We start from the raw sequence: 17,689 nt of genomic DNA on the forward strand, positions 1-17,689 counted from the left end.
CGTCGACCTGACAAGCGTCTAGCTGGAGACACACCCGCCCATGGCCGTAGCAGCACCGACCCCTCAGACAGCCCGCCTCATCGATAGCCTGAAAGACCGCATTCTGATGCTGGATGGCGGCATGGGCACGATGTTGCAGAATGCGGCCTTGAGCGAGGAAGACTTCCGCGGCGAGCGCTTCAAGGACTGGCCGTCGGACCTCAAGGGCAACAACGATCTGCTGGCCCTGACCTGCCCGGACCTGGTGGCGCGCATCCATCGCGACTATCTGCTGGCCGGTGCCGACATCCTCGAGACCAATACCTTCAACTCGACCCGCCTGTCCCAGTCGGACTACGGCATGGAGGAGCTGGTCCCGGAGCTCAATCGCGAAGCCGCTCGGCTGGCCCGCCAGGTGTGCGACGACGTCGGCGAAGAGACCGGGGTGCCCCGCTACGTGGCCGGGGTGCTTGGCCCTACCTCGCGCACCGCCTCGCTGTCGCCGGACGTCAATGACCCGGCCAAGCGCAACGTGACCTTCGATGCCCTGCGTGACAACTACCGCGAGGCAGCCCTGGCACTGATCGAAGGCGGCTCCGATCTGATCATGATCGAGACCATCTTCGACACCCTGAACGCCAAGGCGGCGATCTACGCCCTCGAAGAGATCTTCGACGAGACCGGCGAGCGCCTGCCGGTAATGATCTCGGGCACCATTACCGACGCCTCCGGGCGCACCCTGTCGGGCCAGACCACCGAGGCCTTCTGGAATTCGGTGCGCCACGCCCAGCCGCTGACCGTGGGCCTCAACTGTGCCCTCGGCGCAGAGGAGCTGCGCCCCTACGTCGAGGAGCTGTCGACCAAGGCCGACACCTTCGTCTCGGCTCACCCCAACGCGGGCCTGCCCAACGAGTTCGGCGAGTACGACCAGACCCCCGAGGAGATGGCCGAGATCGTCGCCGAATTCGCGCGCAGTGGCCTGGTCAACATCATCGGTGGCTGCTGTGGCTCCACACCCGAGCATATCGCCGCCATCCACCGCGCGATCAAGGATCTGCCCCCGCGCCAGATTCCGGACCGCAGCAGAGCCTGCCGTCTGTCCGGCCTTGAGCCGTTCAACATCGAGCACGATTCGCTGTTCGTCAACGTCGGTGAGCGTACCAACGTCACAGGCTCTGCTCGCTTCAAGCGACTGATCAAGGAAGAGGACTACACCACCGCCCTGGAGGTGGCGCTCGAGCAGGTCGAGAACGGCGCCCAGGTGATCGACATCAACATGGACGAGGGGATGCTCGAGTCCCAGGAAGCCATGGTGCGCTTTCTCAATCTGATCGCCGGTGAGCCGGACATCGCTCGGGTGCCGATCATGGTCGACTCCTCCAAGTGGGAGATCATCGAGGCCGGCCTCAAGTGCATCCAGGGCAAGGCGGTGGTCAACTCGATCTCGCTCAAGGAAGGCGAAGAGGCCTTCCGCCACCAGGCCACCGAGTGCCGCCGTCATGGCGCTGCCGTGGTGGTGATGGCGTTCGACGAGTCCGGCCAGGCGGACACCTTCGCGCGCAAGACCGAAATCTGCCAGCGCGCCTACCGGGTGCTGGTGGACGATATCGGCTTCCCCGCCGAAGACATCATCTTCGACCCCAACATCTTTGCCATCGCCACCGGCATCGACGAGCACAACAACTACGCGGTGGACTTCATCGAGGCCACCCGCTGGATTCGCGAACACCTGCCCCACGCCATGGTGTCGGGTGGCGTCTCCAACGTGTCCTTCTCGTTTCGCGGCAACAATCCAGTGCGCGAGGCGATCCACTCGGTATTTCTCTACCACGCGATTCGCGCAGGGCTCACCATGGGCATCGTCAACGCCGGCCAGCTGGCGGTCTATGACGACCTCCCGGAAGAGCTGCGCGAAGCCGTCGAGGATGTGGTGCTCAATCGCCGTGATGACAGCACCGAGCGGCTGCTCGATATCGCCGACAAGTACAAGGGCGACGGCTCCGGCGGTGAGAAGAAGGAGGACCTCGAGTGGCGTAGCTGGGAGGTCGAGAAGCGCATCGAGCATGCTCTGGTCAAGGGCATCACCGCCTACATCGAGGATGACACCGAACTGGCCCGCCAGCGCGCGACCCGCCCCATCGAGGTGATCGAGGGGCCGCTGATGGATGGCATGAACGTGGTCGGCGACCTGTTCGGTGCCGGCAAGATGTTCCTGCCCCAGGTGGTCAAGTCGGCGCGGGTGATGAAGCAGGCGGTGGCCTACCTGATCCCCTACATCGAGGCGGAAAAGAGCGAAGACACCCAGGCCAAGGGCAAGATCGTCATGGCCACGGTCAAGGGAGACGTCCACGACATCGGCAAGAACATCGTCGGCGTGGTGCTCCAGTGCAACAACTACGAGGTGATCGACCTCGGCGTGATGGTGCCCGCCGACAAGATCCTCAAGACCGCCCGGGAAGAGAACGCCGACATCATCGGCCTGTCGGGACTGATCACCCCCTCGCTTGACGAGATGGTCCACGTGGCCAAGGAGATGCAGCGCCAGGGCTTCGAGCTGCCGCTGCTGATCGGCGGCGCCACCACCTCCAAGGCGCACACCGCGGTCAAGATCGAACCCCAGTACGAGCAGCCGGTGATCTATGTGACCGACGCCTCACGTGCCGTGGGCGTGGCCGGCAAGCTGCTGTCACCGGGGCTGAAAGAGGCCTACGTCAACGAGATCCGGGAAGAGTACGTCAAGGTCCGCGAGCGCAACGCCAAGCGCCGCCCCAAGGCCGCTGACCTGTCCTACGCCGATGCCCGGGCGCGCAAGCCGGCGCTGGACTGGCAGGGCTATACCCCGCCGGCGCCGACCTTTACCGGTCTCAAGGTGTTCGAGGACTACGACCTCAACGAACTGGTCGATCGTATCGACTGGACGCCCTTCTTCATGAGCTGGGAGCTGGTCGGCAAGTATCCGAAGATCCTCGACGACAAGGTGGTCGGCGAAGCCGCACGCCAACTGTTCGACGAGGCCCAGGTGATGCTGCGCAAGTTGATCGACGAACGCCTGATCCAGGCGCGCGGGGTCATCGGCCTGTGGCCCGCCAACAGCGTCGATGATGACGTCATCGAAGTCTATTCAGACGAGACCCGCGGCGAGGTGATCGAGCGTCTGCACCATATTCGCCAGCAGACCACCAAGAACCGAGAGGGAGTCTGCTACAGCCTGGCCGACTTCATTGCCCCGAAGGACAGCGGCAAGCCGGACTGGATCGGTGGCTTCGCGGTCACCGCCGGTCACGGCGTCGAGGGGCTGTCTGCGGCCTACAAGGCCAAGGGCGACGACTACAACGCCATCATGGTGCAGGCGCTGGCCGATCGCCTGGCCGAGGCCTTCGCCGAACTGATCCATGAGCGGGTGCGCAAGGAGTTCTGGGCCTACGTACCCGAGGAACAGCTCGACAACGAGGCGTTGATTGCCGAGAAGTACCAGGGCATCCGCCCTGCCCCCGGCTACCCCGCCTGCCCTGACCACACCGAGAAGGCGACGCTGTTCCGCATGCTCGACGCCGAGGCCAGCACCGGACTCGAACTGACCGAGAGCTTTGCCATGTGGCCGGCGGCGGCGGTGTCCGGCTGGTACTTCTCCCACCCGCAGTCGAAGTACTTTGCCACCGGCAAGATTACCCGGGATCAGGTCGAGGCCCTGGCCAGTCGCAAGGGCATGGAGCTGGACGTCATGGAACGCTGGCTGTCGCCGGTACTGTCCTACGACGCCTGATGCGTTCCCTGCAACAACAGGCCCTGCTGCCCGACCTGACGCGCTGGCGTCTGATCCTGCGCCTGGCGCTGCCGATCATGGCCGGCATGTTGAGCCAGAGCCTGATGAACCTGGTCGATGCCGCCCTGGTGGGCCGGCTCGGCGAGACCGAGCTGGCCGCCGCCGGCATCGGCGGCTACGCCATGTTCATGGTCACCGCCTGCCTGTTCGGGCTGTCGTCGGGGGTTCAGGCCCAGGTAGCGCGGCGCCATGGCGAACGCCATCAGACGCCCGTTGCCTCGGCGGCCGCCGACCTTGGCGTTGAGCTGCGCCACGATCCACGCGGGGAGCCGCTGGCGGCGGGACTTACCCTGGCCGTCATGATCGGCCTGCCGTTGATGGTTCTGTGTCTGTGGCAGGCCGGTCCGATCATGGCCTGGCTCAACGACGATCCGCGGGTGACGTCGATGGCGGTGGACTACTTTCGCTGGCGTCTGATCGCGCTGCTGCCGGTGGCGATGATCTTCTGCTACCGAGGCTACTGGAACGGCATCCAGCAGACCGGCCTGTACCTGCGGATCATGCTGGTAATGCATCTGGTCAACCTGCTGGCCAGCATCGGCCTGATCTTCGGCTACTGGGGCCTGCCCGCCATGGGCGTCAGCGGTGCCGGGCTCGGCAGCAGCCTGTCGCTGTTTGCCGGTGTCGCCATCTGGGCCTGGTTGAGCCATACGCCTGGCCATCGCGGCCCTCGTCACAGGCCGTGTCATTCGCCTTGGCGACTCGGCGGCAGCACCATGGCCACCACCCTGAAGCTGGCCACGCCGCACTCCTTTCAGCAGCTCTGGTTCGCCGCCGGCTACGCCGTGCTGTTCTGGATCCTCGGTCAGGTCGACACCGCCAGCGTGGCGGTGGGCCATGTGCTGGTCAACTTATCGCTGTTGCTGATTCTGCCCGGCGTGGGCCTGGGCATGGCGGCGATGAGCCTGGTCGGCGAGGCGCTGGGGCGCGAGTCGCCGGAAAGGGCCCACCGCTGGGGCTGGGAGGTGGTGCACATGGCCTGGTTGCTGCTCGCTGCCCTGTCCCTGCCCATGGCGTTGATGCCGGAAGCCGTGCTGGGCCTGTTTCTACATGACCCCGAACTGATCGCCCTGGGCGTCGATCCGCTGCGCCTGACCGCGCTGATGATCGTGCTCGACGCCGCCGCCCTGGTGTTCACCCAGGCATTGCTCGGCGCCGGCGCCAACCGTACGGTGATGCAGCTGACCTTGACCGGTCAGTGGCTGGTCTTCCTGCCGCTGGCCTGGTGGTTCGGCGTGCATGAAGGCTTCGGCCTGGCCGGCATCTGGTGGTGTCAGCTAGGCTACCGCGCGCTCAACTCACTGTGCTTTGCGGTGATCTGGCAACGCCGCCGCTGGCAGAGTCTGAAGGTGTAGCGCCCCGCACGACGCCTATCAACACCTTTTAATTACCTTTTGCACCCAAACTATGACTATTTATTCTTTTATAGCATAATGGCGTGCAGGTAGAGTAACCCGCAACGTCCCGTCATTCCCTGGCTGCAGGAAAGCGCTGAATGTATCGCTACGACAACCATGATCAGACCCTGGTCGACGAACGCGTCGCACAGTTCCGCGACCAGATGCGTCGCTACCTCGAAGGCAAGATCAGCGAGGAAGAATTCCTCCCGATCCGGGTGCAGAACGGTCTGTACGTACAGCGTTACGCGCCCATGCTTCGCATCGCCATCCCCTATGGCATGCTGGCCTCCTACCAGCTGCGCAAGCTCGGTGAGCTGGCCGCCCGCTATGACCGCGGCTACGGCCACTTCACCACCCGTACCAATCTTCAGCTGAACTGGCCGAAGCTCGAGGACGTGCCCGAAATGCTGGCACAGCTCGCCAGCGTGCAGATGCACTCGATCCAGACCAGCGGCAACGATATCCGCAACACCACCACCGACCAGTTCGCCGGCATCGCCGCCGATGAAGAAGTGGATCCGCGTCCCTGGTGTGAGCTGATTCGTCAGTGGTCGACCTTCCACCCGGAGTTCTACTACCTGCCGCGCAAGTTCAAGATCGCCGTGACCGGCGCCGCCGAGGATCGTGCCGCCATTCAGGTCCACGACATCGGTCTGCGTCTGTGGCGCAACGACGCCGGCGACGTCCGCGTGAAGGTGCTGGTCGGTGGTGGTCTCGGCCGTACTCCGATGATCGGCGAGACCATCTGCGAGGACCTGCCCTGGCAGCACCTGCTGACCTACCTCGAGGCAGTGTTGCGGGTCTACAACCAGTTCGGTCGCCGCGACAACAAGTTCAAGGCGCGCATCAAGATCCTGACCAAGGCACTCGGCATCGACGAGATGCGGCGGCGCGTCGAGGAAGAATGGGCCCACCTCAAGGACGGCGCCCAGACCCTCAATCAGCAGGCCATCGACGACATGGCGGCGCACTTCGTCGATCCGCCCCGTCGCAAGGTGGATGACGCCGCCATCGAGGCCTTCGAGGCGTTGCGTCGGGACAACCGGGCCTTCGCCCGCTTCGTCACCAACAACGTCACCGACCACAAGGTGCCGGGCTACAAGGCCGTCACCCTGTCACTCAAGCGCAGTGGTCACTCGCCGGGTGACGTCACCTCCGAGCAGATGGCCCAGATCGCCGACCTGGCCGATGAATACAGCTTCGGCGAGCTGCGGGTGACCCACGAGCAGAATCTGGTGCTGTCCGACGTGGCCGTCGACCGTATCGAGGAACTGTGGCACAAGCTCGAGGAGCTGCGCCTGGCCAACCCCACCGTGGGCACCCTGGCGGACCTGATCTGCTGCCCCGGCGGCGACTACTGCGCCCTGGCCAACGCCAAGTCCATTCCGGTGGCCCAGGCGATCCAGGAGCGCTTCGACAGCCTCGACTTCCTCTACGACCTTGGCCCGCTGGATCTCAACATTTCCGGCTGCATGAACGCCTGCGGTCATCACCACGTCGGCCACATCGGCATTCTCGGCGTGGACAAGAAAGGCGAGGAGTATTACCAGATCTCCCTCGGCGGCAGTCAGGGCAACGAATCCTCGCTGGGCAAGATCCTCGGCCCCTCCTTCTTCCGCGAAGATGTGCCGGAGGTCATCGACAAGGTGCTGCAGGTGTATGTTGGCGCCCGCGAAGCCGACGAAACCTTCATCGACACCTATCGCCGCATCGGTCTGAAACCCTTCAAGGAGCACGTTTATGCCTGAGCAGACGCCGCAACGCCCGCTGATCAAGGAACGCCGCCTGGTGGAAGACGCCTGGGTGCTCCAGTCTGACGTCGATGACGAGGGTGCAACCCCCGTCAAGCCCATGACCATCGTCCGCCTGGACGTCTGGCTGGCCGCAGAGCGTCGCGACGACCTGGCGCCCTGGCTACCCAGCGACACCCAGCTCGATGAGGACACCGTCGCCGCACTCAGAGACGCGCCGCTGATCGCCATCGACTTTCCCAAGTTTACCGACGGCCGCGGCTATTCGCTGGCCCGGGTACTCAGGGAGCGTCACGGTTTCAAGGGCGAGATCCGTGCCGTGGGCGACGTGCTGATCGACCAGTTGTCCTATATGGCACGCTGTGGCTTCGACGCCTTTTCGCTGCGCGAAGACCAGGTCGTGGAAGACGCCCTGGCCTCGCTCACGGTGTTCTCGCGCCACTACCAGGTGTCCGTCGACAACCCGGAGCCGATGTTCCTGCGCCGTCAGCGCGAGGCGCGTGAACGCCAGCGCGAAACCGCCGTCGCCTGACCCTATCCGGGTTGGACGGCTTGCCTGGTTCGACCGACCTCCTGCCAGGCAAGCAGGAAGCATCACCATCAACAATGCCGCGATCTCCGGCGCCGTCGCCCCAGTGGTGACAGGCTGGCGCCAGCAGGAATCGCGGCATTGTCGTGTTTGGTGGAAGGGGCACCAGCAGATGGGATATCGATGCGCCGCGTTTCATGTCAGCCCATGCCCATCCATGCACAATATGTAAGCCAGCGATCCTGAAAGACGAGCCAATCTCATCTTTTTCTCAGGCATTGGAGGTAGCTCGCCACTGGCCGCCGAACCAGTTGGCGTAGTGATCTATGCTGAACAAGCGCCGCTGCTCGAACGCGCAACAGATGATGATCACGCACCCCAGAACTTGTTCAGGCTCCTTATGTCCAGCGAAGCGCCATCCCCCCTGGCGGCCTTTCAGCGCTATTCGACAATGTCGGTAGCACCCGAGTTGCGCTTCGACTATTGGCGCAGCCTGCATTCCGACATACAGCTCGAGCTTCCCCAAGGCCGGCGCGCTGACGACTATCGAGCCTGCGTGATCAGTGCTTCAAGCGCTGGTGGTGCCGTCCTTGGCTGGTGTACCAACGACGACACCGCTGCTCACTTTGCCCAGGACAACAGCGACTTTGTGCTGGTCAGCCTGACGCTCGCGGGGGAAGCACGCCTACAGCAAGCCGACGGCCAGCGACATCGTGTCACCAGCCAGAGTGGTCTGGTGGTACTGGATAGCCTCCAGCCCCTGTCCAGCCTCGCCATGCAGCACTCGATGCTGTACCTGATGATTCCCCGGCCCCAGGTCAAGGCCAGTGCGCCTGATGCGCTGACGCGGGCCGAGTCGAGCCCCTTCAGCCTTCCCGACAACGCCATGACCCGGTTGCTCACGACCCATCTGCTTGGCGTCATCAAGGAGCAAGAGGCCCTCGCCGGCGAGGACTTGGCCTGCGCACTGGATACCGCTCGCGACATGAGCCTGGTAGCGCTGGCGCAGTTGAAAGGGCCGCTGTCGCTCGAGTGGGAGGCGACCCAGCGCGAAAGCCTGATGAATGCCGCCTGTCGTTATATCGAACTGCACGCCGGTGAGCCTCGGTTGAACGTCGACAGCATCGCTCACGCCTTGGGCTGCTCCCGTGCCGGGCTCTACCGCGCCTTTAGCGACCACCCAGAGAGCGTGGCCGAGACGCTCAGGCGCACCCGGCTGGAACAGGCAAGGGCCAGACTCAAGACCCGCCATCCGCCCAGCATCGATCAGCTTTCGTACCACTGCGGCTACCTGAACGCCGCCAGCTTCACCCGTGCCTTCAAGCGTCAATACGGTGCCAGCCCCCAGGACTGGCACCGAGAGTGGTGCGAGCGTCAGTTGCTGCCCTGATGTCTGGCGACATCAACGTCCTTGTCTGTCGTCTCCGCCCCCGATGCCAGAGGTCGACTAGCCAAGCTCTTTGAGCAGATGGGCCCGGGCATCCTCCAGAGGCTCGATGACGTGAAGCGTGTAGAAAGACAGCAGCAAGGCCCGCTCTTGCTCGTCAAGCGGTCGAGAGCTCCCCTGGTCGCCCAGCGCCAGCCGCTGCTGACACCTTGTCGCCGTTTCACTCGCCTGCTCGACTAGTGCCATGGCGCGATCACGCAGATGATCCAGCTTTTGCTGGTCATGGTCGGTGAATACCGGGCCGAAGTCCTGAATCCGCCGGTTCGCCCGGTCCAGCCGGCGCAGCAATGGCATCAGCTCATCGCAGTGCCAGTAGCGGTGCCCCAAGGTAGGTATCGAGTGATGCTTGAACCACTGCCAGTGGTCGTGAAGTTCCGCGATGATCATGTAGCCCCCTGCCAACTGAATGACGTCGTAAGGCCACTGCACCGGCAGTGGATGACTCATCAAGTCGCTCCCCACCTTGCCGTGACCCTGCCAGCGCATTGCTTGCCACTATCGCGCTATAGGAACCCTAGTCGCGGCAGCCAGTGCAGACTGTTCCAACTTGATGCCGATTGTCTCGATGGCGTCCTTGGCGAGGCCACGCAAGCGATACGGCGCCATCTGCAGGATGGCGCCGGGTGGAAAGGAAGTAACAAGAGGATCGATGCAGGAAAGCCGCCGGGAAGCCGCAACAGGCTTCGCCAGGTCTATCCGCGACGCTTCTGCTGGCGTTCACGGTTCGCCGCGCGGGCACGCTCGCTCTTCCTGAGCATCACCCAGGTGGCGCCGAGTCCACCGTCAGCCTCCTGAGCAGACACGAACGCCTGGACCTCGTCGAGGGCGGGTAGCCACTTGGCCAGACAGGAGCGCAGCACATTGGCGGCGCCATCGATCTCGCGGCTGCGTCCATGGACGATCAACACCGAGCGCAGATCGGCCGCGTAGGCGTCGCGGATGAACTGGGGCAGACTCCCCCGGCATTCATGCAACGGGCGCCGCAGCAGGTGAAGACTGGCCTGCACCGGATACCCGCCCTGCCGCAGGCGCTCGACCACCCCGGTCTGAATGCCATCGCGGCGATATTCCAGCGGATCGAAGGGAGGCACCAGGTCGACGAAGTCGTCACTGAGACCGTCAAGCCCGTCGTCTCCACTCAGGGCATGACGGCGCCTGGCCATCTGTGATTCGGTTGGCGCGCCTCGGCGACGGCCGGCATCGGCACGATTGTTGGCCTGGCGCAGTGGTTGGACGTCCCCCATCATGGCCTTGAAGTCCACATCATCATGGGCACCATCAAAAGACTCGGCGCGGAGAAATTCGCTCATGGGGCACCTCCTCGTCTTGGCGGGAATCTTTATCCTAGCAAGGCCGGGACCGCCGCCGATAGAGGGAAACCTCGGTTCGACAAGCCGGCCGCCTGGTGAGAGGCTAGTCAAGCGAGACACGCCACCTTTCGATTTCCGGCACACACCGCTCATTTGTCACTGGTCCCCATGAACACCCTGACGCTCTGGCTTGCCCGCCTGCTCTGTCTTGTTGGCGCACTGATCATCGGCCTTTATGGCTGGTTCTGGTACACCTACCAGAGCCCCTATGGCTATACACCTCCGGCCGCCATGGAGCAGTCCGCTGACGGCCCCCACCCAGTCTTTGTCTACGGCACCCTGCGCTCCCCATGGGTGCGCTGGCTGGTGACCGGAGAAAGACTCGAGTCGACGCCCGCACTGCTCCCGGGGTATCGCCGAGAGGGGCTCGACCTGGAGGTCGCTCGTGACGACCAGGTGGCCGGACAGCTACTGGCGGTGGATAGCGAGACCCTGGCCGAACTGGACCGCTACGAGCGTCTGGGCGTGCGCTATGAACGCGTCAGGCTAACCCTCGCTCGCGGCGATGAGGTCTGGGCCTATCGCCTTCTCGAGCAATGACCTGTCTTGGCGGCGCGTCGTTGTGGCCGGTCGCGCCGGCGATCTACAATAGCTGCCGATTCCCACTCGACCGGAGCTGTCATGGCCGCACTCACGCTATTGCATAATCCTCGCTGTTCGAAGTCCCGCGAAGCCCTTGCCCTGCTGGAGCAGGCCGGCGCCGAGGTCCAGGTCCGCCGCTACCTCGACGATCCCCTGGACGGTGAGGAATTGCGTGGCCTGATCGCCCGGCTGGACGGCAAGCTCAGCGACCTGGTGCGCGCCAACGAGACCGAATGGAAGAGTCTGGGCGCCGACCGTGAGGATGAATCCCAGGTGGTGGCTGCCATCCTGGCCCATCCTCGAATCCTCCAGCGCCCGATTCTCGACAACGGCGAGCGAGCGGTAATCGGCCGCCCGCCCGAGGCCATCACGTCACTGCTGGAGAGTTGAGGCCAGCCAGCCTCTTCGCCCGTTGCCTCGGGCTTTCGTCAACCCATAGGCTCTTGCCATAAGGAAAGTGCATGTCGGATCTGCCCTACGTTCTGGTCCTCTACTACTCCCGCCAGGGCGCCACCCGGGCGCTGGCCGAGCGCATCGCCGCCGGTGTCGAGTCTGTCGCCGGCGTCGATGCTCGCCTGCGTACCGTGGCTCCGGTGTCGCCGACCTGTGAAGCGGTGGACCCGGAGATCCCCGCCGAAGGCGCTATCTACGCTGACCTCGACGATCTTCGCAACGCCAGTGGCCTGGCGCTCGGCAGCCCCACACGCTTCGGCAACATGGCGGCTCCTCTCAAGCACTTTCTCGACGGCACCAGCGAGCTGTGGCTGTCAGGAGCGCTGATCGACAAGCCCGCCACCGCCTTCACCTCTACCTCGAGCCTGCACGGTGGCCAGGAGACGACGCTGGTGACGATGCTGATGCCGCTGCTCCACCATGGCATGGTCTACGCCGGGCTGCCCTACAGCGAGACGGCCCTGACCCGCACCCAGGGCGGAGGCACCCCCTACGGCGTCAGCCACCTGGCAGGCGTTCGCAGCGATCGCCCACTGGATGAACACGAGCGTGAGCTGGCCTTCGCCCAGGGCGCGCGCCTGGCGCGGCTGACGCTCGCTCTGGCTGACGCCCGCAAGGGGGCCTCATGAGAGCCTGGCTTGAGGGGGTAGAACAGCGCCGCGGGCTTGACCGCCTGACCCGACAGTCGCGCCAGCTGGTGCTGGTCGGCTTTGGCCTGCTGCTGGCAATGATGGTGTACCGCGGTATCGCGGTGGAAGCCGACGGCAATCGTTTCGGCCCGATGATCGCCTTTGTGCTGCCTCTTGTGCTGTTTCTGCCATCCATCCTGACCCGCCGTCCACGGGGCCATGCCTGGCTGGCCTTCGTCAGTCTGCTCTACTTCGCCCAGGGGGTGATGATCGCCACCCTGCCGGGACTCGGTCTGCGTGGCGTGGCAGAGGCACTGGTGGCGCTGGTGCTGTTTACCGGCTGCATGGGCTACGCACGCTTTCGCTCTCGTCAGATGCGACAGCACCAGGGCAATTCATAGCTCTTGTTCAGGCCGACCGTCATGCCCTTCTGGCGGCAGCCGCTCTCCTTGCTATCTTGAGGATGTCGTTGCATTCGCGACGCCATCCTCGACAACGCCCGGCCCATGTCGCCAGGCAAGGAGTAAGGACAATGACCGTGACCCCGTTGCATGCCCTCGTGACCGGACTTGGACTAACGTTGGCCAGCGCCTGTGCACTCGCCGAGGAACTCCCCGATGCCAGCGTCGAGATCGAAGACGCCATCGAATACCGTCAGGACGCGCTGGGCGTGATGGCCTGGCAGATCGGCCCGCTGGGCGCGATGGCCCAGGGCAAGCGCGACTTCGACGCCGAACTGTTTCTCGAGAAGGCGCGTCGCCTCGCCGCCGTGGCGCCGCTACCCTGGGAAGGTTTCGTCAAGGGCTCACTGCAGGGAGACGACCATGGCGTCGAGACCGATGCCCTGGCGGACATCGCCGATGACTACGAAGACTTCGACCAGCGCTACCACACCCTGATCGAGGAAACCGCAAAACTCGCCGAGATGGCCGACGGTGGTGACCAGGATGCGCTGTTCAAGCAGGTGGCCACCGTCGGCAATACCTGCAAGGGGTGTCACGACAACTTCCGCGCCGAGTGACCCTTCGCCGCTTCACAAGCGCCCCCACAGCCACATCACACACCCCGTACTGAACAGGGCCAGCAGCGCCGCTCGCACCATCAGGGCCGAGCGGCCAGGCTCTACCCCTTTGCCGCTGCTTCCACTTTGCCCTTGCTGGTGATCTGACTCTTGATCTGACTGTTGCTCTGGTTGTTGGTGGGTCTCTGTGTCCGTCTCAGCCCAGTGCGCACCACGCGGCAGCGTCTTGCGGCCGCTGAACATGGCGCCTACCAGTCGCTCGCCGAGGCAGCGATGGGCTAGCAGAGCCCCCAGGTGAAGCACGATCAGCGCCAGCAGCACATTCGCGTTGAGGTGATGAATCCACAGAGCCATGTCGCTGACTGCTGCTGGCACCAGGGTATGCAGCGGCGCCTCGAAGAAGATGTCATCGGTGACAAAGAGCCCCGTCAGTGCCTGAATCGTCAGGCTCGTCAGCATCGCCAGCACCGCCCAGCCCCCCAGCGGATTGTGACCGGCAAAGATATCGGCACGTCGCTTCATCAGGTCTCTGGCATAGGCCAGCGTTACCGAGGGAGAGCGCAGCCAGGAGCCGATGCGCGCGTGGTGATCGCCGACCAGCGCCCACCCCCATCGAAACAGCACAAGCCCAAGCGCTATCAGCCCAGCCCTGGCGTGCACGTTCTGCGGAAAGTCGAACAGGTCGGTCTCCACCTTCATGGTCAGGAATGAGAGTACAACGCAGGCCACCAGCCCCCAGTGGAATAGCCGGATGACTAGGCTCCAGACACGCCGGCTACGCCCTGATGGCCTGTGCTCGGCGGCTGACGTTGACTCGATAGATGGCATGGTCGCTCCCCCTCGCTGATAAAGGCACAACGCCTGGCGCCAGTGACGATATACTCAAGATAGCCACTCCCTGTGGTGGCGCCTTGCCAAAGCGGTACTTGCTAAAGCTGTAGCAGCTGACATTCATCATGACTCGCGACGATGACGGTGGTGTTCCCGGCGACGCGGGGCGACATCTCGGACACAAGGTGCGATGATTTATCAATTGGACGACGGTACCCCTAGTGGCCGTCCTTTTTTTGTCTGATTCCACCGGAGATACCGATGACCCGTGATATTGCGGACATTCGACGTGACTATGAAGGCGGCAGCCTGGACGAAGGCCAGGTTCCCAACGATCCCTTCACCATGTTCGATGAGTGGTTCGCCCTGGCCCTGGATACCGATCCCCAGGATGCCAATGCCATGACCCTGTCGACCGTGGATAGCCAGGGCCTGCCCCACGCGCGGGTGGTGCTGCTCAAGGGGTTCGATCAAAACGGGATGGTCTTCTACACCAACTATCACAGCCACAAGGGTAGCGAACTGGCCAACGTCCCCCATGCGGCCCTGACCTTCTGGTGGCCCAAGCTGGCGCGCCAGGTGCGCATCGAGGGACGCACCGAGCAGGTCGCCGAGCAGGAGTCGGACGAGTATTTTGCAAGCCGTCCCCGCGGCAGCCAGCTCGGGGCCTGGATCGCCACCCAGAGCGTGGTCATCCCCGATCGCGACTGGATCGAGCAGCGCCAGCGGCGCTTCGAGAAGGCCTACGAAGGCCAGGATATCCCGCGCCCGGTGCACTGGGGCGGCTACCGCGTCGTCCCCGAAATGATCGAGTTCTGGCAAGGACAGCCCAGTCGCCTGCATGACCGGGTTCGCTACGGCCGCCGCGATGGCCACTGGGAAGTGGTGCGGCTGGCACCCTGAACGAATCATTCGACCGGCTCCCGCCTTGCAAGCACAGGCGGGAGGCCAGGCCGGCGGTCCTGGAATCGAACCGACCTGCTACTCCATCGGCCGTTCCAGGCGGTGGCGCTGCCAATCGTTGCCCGGCTCGTTGAGGCGCAGCACTGCGTCCACCACCTGCTCCTCCATGTTGAAGCTTTGTCGGAACCCGAGGTGCTTCATCAGTGCGCGCATGGGGTGATTGTCGATCATGATCTTGCCGACCATCTCCAGGGTGCCGACCCCCTTGCAGTAGCGGATCATCTTTTCCATCAGACGACTGCCGATACCGAGCCCCTGAAGGTCATCGCGGATGATGATCGAAAACTCGGTTCGGATATTGTCGGGATCGTTCCAGACCCGAACCACCCCCAGCATCTCCTTGCTGCCGTCTTCGCAAAGACGCTCGGCGATAAACGCCATCTGTCGGTCGTAGTTGATATGGGCCAGGCGCGACAGATCGCCCTGGCTTAAATCGGTCTTGTTGTGGAAGTAGCGAAAGCGGATGCTCTCCTCGGACAACTGCCCGTGGAAGTCGGTAATCAGCGGGGCATCTTCAGCCCGAATGGGCCTGAACTCGACGTCCCAGCCGTTTCTGAGCTTGACCCACTCCCTCAGTTCTTCGGGATAGGGCATGATCGCGAAGCGCGCAGGAGAACCGAGGTCCATGGCGAAGTCCACCGCCACCATGCCGTCTCGATTGAGCAGCAGCGGGTTGATCTCGAGACCACGCAGCCGAGGCAGGTCGGTGGCCATCTGCGACAGGGTCACCAGTAGTTGGCACAGCCTTTGTTCATCGCGCTCTGGATCACTCGAGTGCTCACGAATCAGCCGCGCGGCGTGGGTACGAGACACCATGTCCGCGGCCAGCGTCATGTTCAAGGGCGGCAGAGAGACCTGTCGATCCGCCAGAATATTGACCTTGTAGCCGCCGATGCCGAATAGAATCAGTGGTCCGAAGACCGGGTCCCGGGTGATGCCTGCGCACAGCTGCATCGAATGCTTGCCCCGTTGCATGGGCTGGAGACAGAACTCTCGCACGCGAAAGCCGGGAAATTTCTCGGAGACCTTCTCGCTGAGGCGATCCACCGCCTCGGCCACGTCGCCGGGTCTGGCCAGATCCTGGACCAGCCCCGCCGACAGCTTGTGAGGATGTCGCCGGTAACGAAATGGCCGACTGTTGCCGTCGTGCACGATCTTGATCGCGAAGGGGCCCGTCAGCTCCCGGGCGGCCTCCTCGGCGGCCTGGGCACCGTCGGGATAGCGACTCTCCGCCACTGGCAGGCCGTAGGCCTTGAGCACCTGGGCGGTCTCGCTATGGGTCAGGCTCTCGCGACCATCGGCGAGCACCTCGTCGATCAGCCGGTGGCAGCGCTCTCGCACCTCGGCCGAGGTCGAAAACGGCAGGCTCGGGGGCGTCTGCTGCAATAACGACTGGACCCGCTGATAGTCGACCATGTGCATGAAGGCCTTCACCGCCTTCTCCGGCGACAGATAGGTGGGCACACCCGCTTCGTGACACAGGTGACGAGCGCCGATCGCCTGTTCGAAGCCCATCCAGCTGGTCAACAAGTTACGCCGAAAGCGCTTGCGTTCACGGATCAGCGCCTCGGCGGTCGCCTTGGAAGGCGCCAGACGCGTCGGAGCATGGACCACCAGTACGGCGTCCACATTGGGGTCGGCGGCGACGATCTCCAACGCCGCCACGAAGCGTTCCGGGGTGGCGTAGCCCCCGAGATCCACCGGGTTTTCGCCGGGCTTGCTGATATCGAGGTCTCGCTCGCGCAGCGACGCCTGGGTAGCCTCCTCAAATTCGGCCAGACGACCTCCGGCGTTGATCAACTTGTCGATGGCCAGCATGGCCGGTCCCAGCCCGTTGGAGACGATCGCCAGACGGTCGCCCTTGAGTGGGCGCATCCGTGACAGTGTCTCCAGTGCGTCATACAGCTCGTCGGAATCGTTGACCCTTACCACGCCAGCCCGCGCGAAGGCCGCGTCGAAAACCCGATCACGGTGGGTGACGCCTGGTGTCGGTGGCAGGCCGCTGAGGTCGGCTTGGCTGGTCCTGCCACTCTTGATCGCCAGTACCAGCCGATTGCGCGACGCATCACGCACGGCGGTCATGAAGTGCTGGGCGTCGTGCACTCGCTCAAGGTGCAACAGGATCGCCTGGGTGGGCGAGTTCTGGTTGATGTAGTCGATCAGGTCGGGAAGCATGACATCGACGCTTTCCCCCAGCGTCAGCAGGTGAGAAAAGCCGATCCCGCGCCCGGCCGCCCAGTCGATCATGGCGTTGGCCAGCATGCCCGACTGCCCCAGATACGCCACCTTGCCCCTGGGCACCGTATGACTGGAGTAGGACGCATTGAGCCGTCGTCCCGGCACGATCAAGCCCATGCACTCCGGCCCCAGTATCCGGATGCCGGAGGACCGGGCCGCATCGAGCATGCGCTGGCGGATCGACGACTTGCCGCCTTCGTCCTGTTCGAGCTGACTGCCACCGGACAGTACCAGGGCCGCGCGCACCCCGCGTTCACCCAGCCGGCTCAACAGTTTCGGCAGGGTCGAGACCGGCGAACACAGGATCGCCAGGTCCACCACCTCGGGAAGTTGTGAGGTGCGAGCGACGCACTCGACCCCGTGGACGCTGGCGTACCCCTTGGGGTTGACTGCCCACAGCTTGCCGCCGTAGCCGCCGTCAAGCAGATTGCGAATGACCTGCCCACCCGTGGACTCTGGCTTCTCGGAGGCACCCACCACGGAGATCGAGGCGGGATCGAAAAAGCGACGAAGAAACTGGGTGCTCACAGGTGGTCTCCTCAGGCGACGGGTAGCCGACACCCTGGCGGCGAATTGTGCGCACTTGCGCACTTGAACGTTATGGAAATAGTGCCGGAGTGTGGCGCTACCCCACAACCACGTCCAGCGCTAGCTTGACCAGGAACAAGGCATC

At 64.0% G+C, this 17,689-nt stretch carries 15 protein-coding genes; 11 read left to right on the forward strand and 4 right to left on the reverse strand.

The genetic code is table 11. The features are described 5' to 3' along the window. The first annotated feature begins 40 nt into the window (after positions 1-40). The 5 genes from metH (at position 41) to NFG57_RS10080 (ending at position 8,872) form a co-directional block, all read left to right on the forward strand. Positions 41-3,742 (forward strand): methionine synthase, encoded by a 3,702-nt coding sequence (metH, locus tag NFG57_RS10060; protein WP_348816121.1) that lies wholly within the window; start codon positions 41-43, stop codon positions 3,740-3,742. After that, complete coding sequence (locus NFG57_RS10065; RefSeq protein ID WP_181248657.1) at positions 3,742-5,157, forward strand: MATE family efflux transporter; 1,416 nt, start codon at positions 3,742-3,744, stop codon at positions 5,155-5,157. The genes metH and NFG57_RS10065 overlap by 1 nt, the downstream gene beginning before the upstream one ends. 140 nt (positions 5,158-5,297) lie before the next feature. Further along, on the forward strand, positions 5,298-6,950 hold the full coding sequence (locus NFG57_RS10070) for a nitrite/sulfite reductase (RefSeq protein ID WP_045992193.1): 1,653 nt from the start codon (positions 5,298-5,300) through the stop codon (positions 6,948-6,950). Continuing rightward, a complete protein-coding gene (locus tag NFG57_RS10075) occupies positions 6,943-7,485 on the forward strand; it encodes a DUF934 domain-containing protein (protein ID WP_045992194.1) in 543 nt (180 codons plus the stop codon). Before NFG57_RS10070 ends, NFG57_RS10075 begins: the two co-directional genes overlap by 8 nt. A 553-nt stretch (positions 7,486-8,038) precedes the next feature. Further along, positions 8,039-8,872 carry an AraC family transcriptional regulator gene (locus NFG57_RS10080; protein WP_348816122.1) on the forward strand — a complete coding sequence of 278 codons (834 nt, stop codon included), beginning with the start codon at positions 8,039-8,041 and terminating at the stop codon, positions 8,870-8,872. 57 nt (positions 8,873-8,929) lie between these two features. Here the strand turns inward: NFG57_RS10080 and NFG57_RS10085 are convergent, their stop codons facing one another. Further along, the gene (locus NFG57_RS10085; protein WP_348816123.1) at positions 8,930-9,376 is read right to left on the reverse strand and encodes a hypothetical protein; all 447 of its coding nucleotides are present in this window, start codon (positions 9,374-9,376) and stop codon (positions 8,930-8,932) included. A gap of 245 nt (positions 9,377-9,621) precedes the next feature. After that, positions 9,622-10,239, reverse strand: coding sequence for a DNA endonuclease SmrA (smrA, locus tag NFG57_RS10090; protein WP_124804749.1), 618 nt, complete (start codon positions 10,237-10,239; stop codon positions 9,622-9,624). A 168-nt stretch (positions 10,240-10,407) separates the two neighbouring features. Between smrA and NFG57_RS10095 the strand changes: the two genes are divergently transcribed. The 5 genes from NFG57_RS10095 (at position 10,408) to NFG57_RS10115 (ending at position 12,984) form a co-directional block, all read left to right on the forward strand. Then, positions 10,408-10,839, forward strand: coding sequence for a gamma-glutamylcyclotransferase family protein (locus tag NFG57_RS10095; protein ID WP_348816125.1), 432 nt, complete (start codon positions 10,408-10,410; stop codon positions 10,837-10,839). 81 nt (positions 10,840-10,920) lie between these two features. After that, positions 10,921-11,271 (forward strand): arsenate reductase family protein, encoded by a 351-nt coding sequence (locus tag NFG57_RS10100; RefSeq protein WP_108133412.1) that lies wholly within the window; start codon positions 10,921-10,923, stop codon positions 11,269-11,271. Positions 11,272-11,342: 71 nt separating this feature from the next. Continuing rightward, positions 11,343-11,963, forward strand: a complete 621-nt coding sequence (wrbA, locus tag NFG57_RS10105) for an NAD(P)H:quinone oxidoreductase (protein ID WP_045992200.1) — start codon at positions 11,343-11,345, stop codon at positions 11,961-11,963. Next, positions 11,960-12,364, forward strand: coding sequence for a DUF2069 domain-containing protein (locus NFG57_RS10110; RefSeq protein WP_045992201.1), 405 nt, complete (start codon positions 11,960-11,962; stop codon positions 12,362-12,364). The genes wrbA and NFG57_RS10110 overlap by 4 nt, the downstream gene beginning before the upstream one ends. Positions 12,365-12,495: 131 nt before the next feature. Continuing rightward, positions 12,496-12,984: a cytochrome c gene (locus NFG57_RS10115; RefSeq protein ID WP_045992202.1), complete on the forward strand. Its 489-nt coding sequence runs from the start codon at positions 12,496-12,498 to the stop codon at positions 12,982-12,984. A gap of 12 nt (positions 12,985-12,996) precedes the next feature. Here the strand turns inward: NFG57_RS10115 and NFG57_RS10120 are convergent, their stop codons facing one another. Next, a complete protein-coding gene (locus NFG57_RS10120) occupies positions 12,997-13,812 on the reverse strand; it encodes a cytochrome b/b6 domain-containing protein (RefSeq protein ID WP_348816126.1) in 816 nt (271 codons plus the stop codon). 264 nt (positions 13,813-14,076) lie between these two features. Between NFG57_RS10120 and pdxH the strand changes: the two genes are divergently transcribed. Further along, a complete protein-coding gene (pdxH, locus tag NFG57_RS10125; RefSeq protein WP_348816127.1) occupies positions 14,077-14,718 on the forward strand; it encodes a pyridoxamine 5'-phosphate oxidase in 642 nt (213 codons plus the stop codon). 78 nt (positions 14,719-14,796) lie between these two features. Here the strand turns inward: pdxH and NFG57_RS10130 are convergent, their stop codons facing one another. Further along, positions 14,797-17,544, reverse strand: coding sequence for a bifunctional acetate--CoA ligase family protein/GNAT family N-acetyltransferase (locus NFG57_RS10130; RefSeq protein ID WP_348816128.1), 2,748 nt, complete (start codon positions 17,542-17,544; stop codon positions 14,797-14,799). Positions 17,545-17,689: the final 145 nt, after the last annotated feature.

The organism is Halomonas sp. H10-59 (assembly GCF_040070555.1).
GTDB classification, from domain to species: Bacteria; Pseudomonadota; Gammaproteobacteria; order Pseudomonadales; family Halomonadaceae; genus Halomonas; species Halomonas litopenaei.

Bases quoted from the DNA above. Each gene is read 5' to 3' on its own strand.
- metH (WP_348816121.1), top strand. From the start codon at position 41: ATGGCCGTAGCAGCACCGACCCCTCAGACAGCCCGCCTCATCGATAGC.
- wrbA (WP_045992200.1), top strand. From the start codon at position 11,343: ATGTCGGATCTGCCCTACGTTCTGGTCCTCTACTACTCCCGCCAGGGC.
- smrA (WP_124804749.1), bottom strand. From the start codon at position 10,239: ATGAGCGAATTTCTCCGCGCCGAGTCTTTTGATGGTGCCCATGATGAT.
- NFG57_RS10120 (WP_348816126.1), bottom strand. From the start codon at position 13,812: ATGCCATCTATCGAGTCAACGTCAGCCGCCGAGCACAGGCCATCAGGG.
- NFG57_RS10065 (WP_181248657.1), top strand. From the start codon at position 3,742: ATGCGTTCCCTGCAACAACAGGCCCTGCTGCCCGACCTGACGCGCTGG.
- NFG57_RS10115 (WP_045992202.1), top strand. From the start codon at position 12,496: ATGACCGTGACCCCGTTGCATGCCCTCGTGACCGGACTTGGACTAACG.
- NFG57_RS10110 (WP_045992201.1), top strand. From the start codon at position 11,960: ATGAGAGCCTGGCTTGAGGGGGTAGAACAGCGCCGCGGGCTTGACCGC.
- NFG57_RS10095 (WP_348816125.1), top strand. From the start codon at position 10,408: ATGAACACCCTGACGCTCTGGCTTGCCCGCCTGCTCTGTCTTGTTGGC.
- NFG57_RS10100 (WP_108133412.1), top strand. From the start codon at position 10,921: ATGGCCGCACTCACGCTATTGCATAATCCTCGCTGTTCGAAGTCCCGC.
- NFG57_RS10070 (WP_045992193.1), top strand. From the start codon at position 5,298: ATGTATCGCTACGACAACCATGATCAGACCCTGGTCGACGAACGCGTC.
- NFG57_RS10085 (WP_348816123.1), bottom strand. From the start codon at position 9,376: ATGAGTCATCCACTGCCGGTGCAGTGGCCTTACGACGTCATTCAGTTG.
- NFG57_RS10075 (WP_045992194.1), top strand. From the start codon at position 6,943: ATGCCTGAGCAGACGCCGCAACGCCCGCTGATCAAGGAACGCCGCCTG.
- pdxH (WP_348816127.1), top strand. From the start codon at position 14,077: ATGACCCGTGATATTGCGGACATTCGACGTGACTATGAAGGCGGCAGC.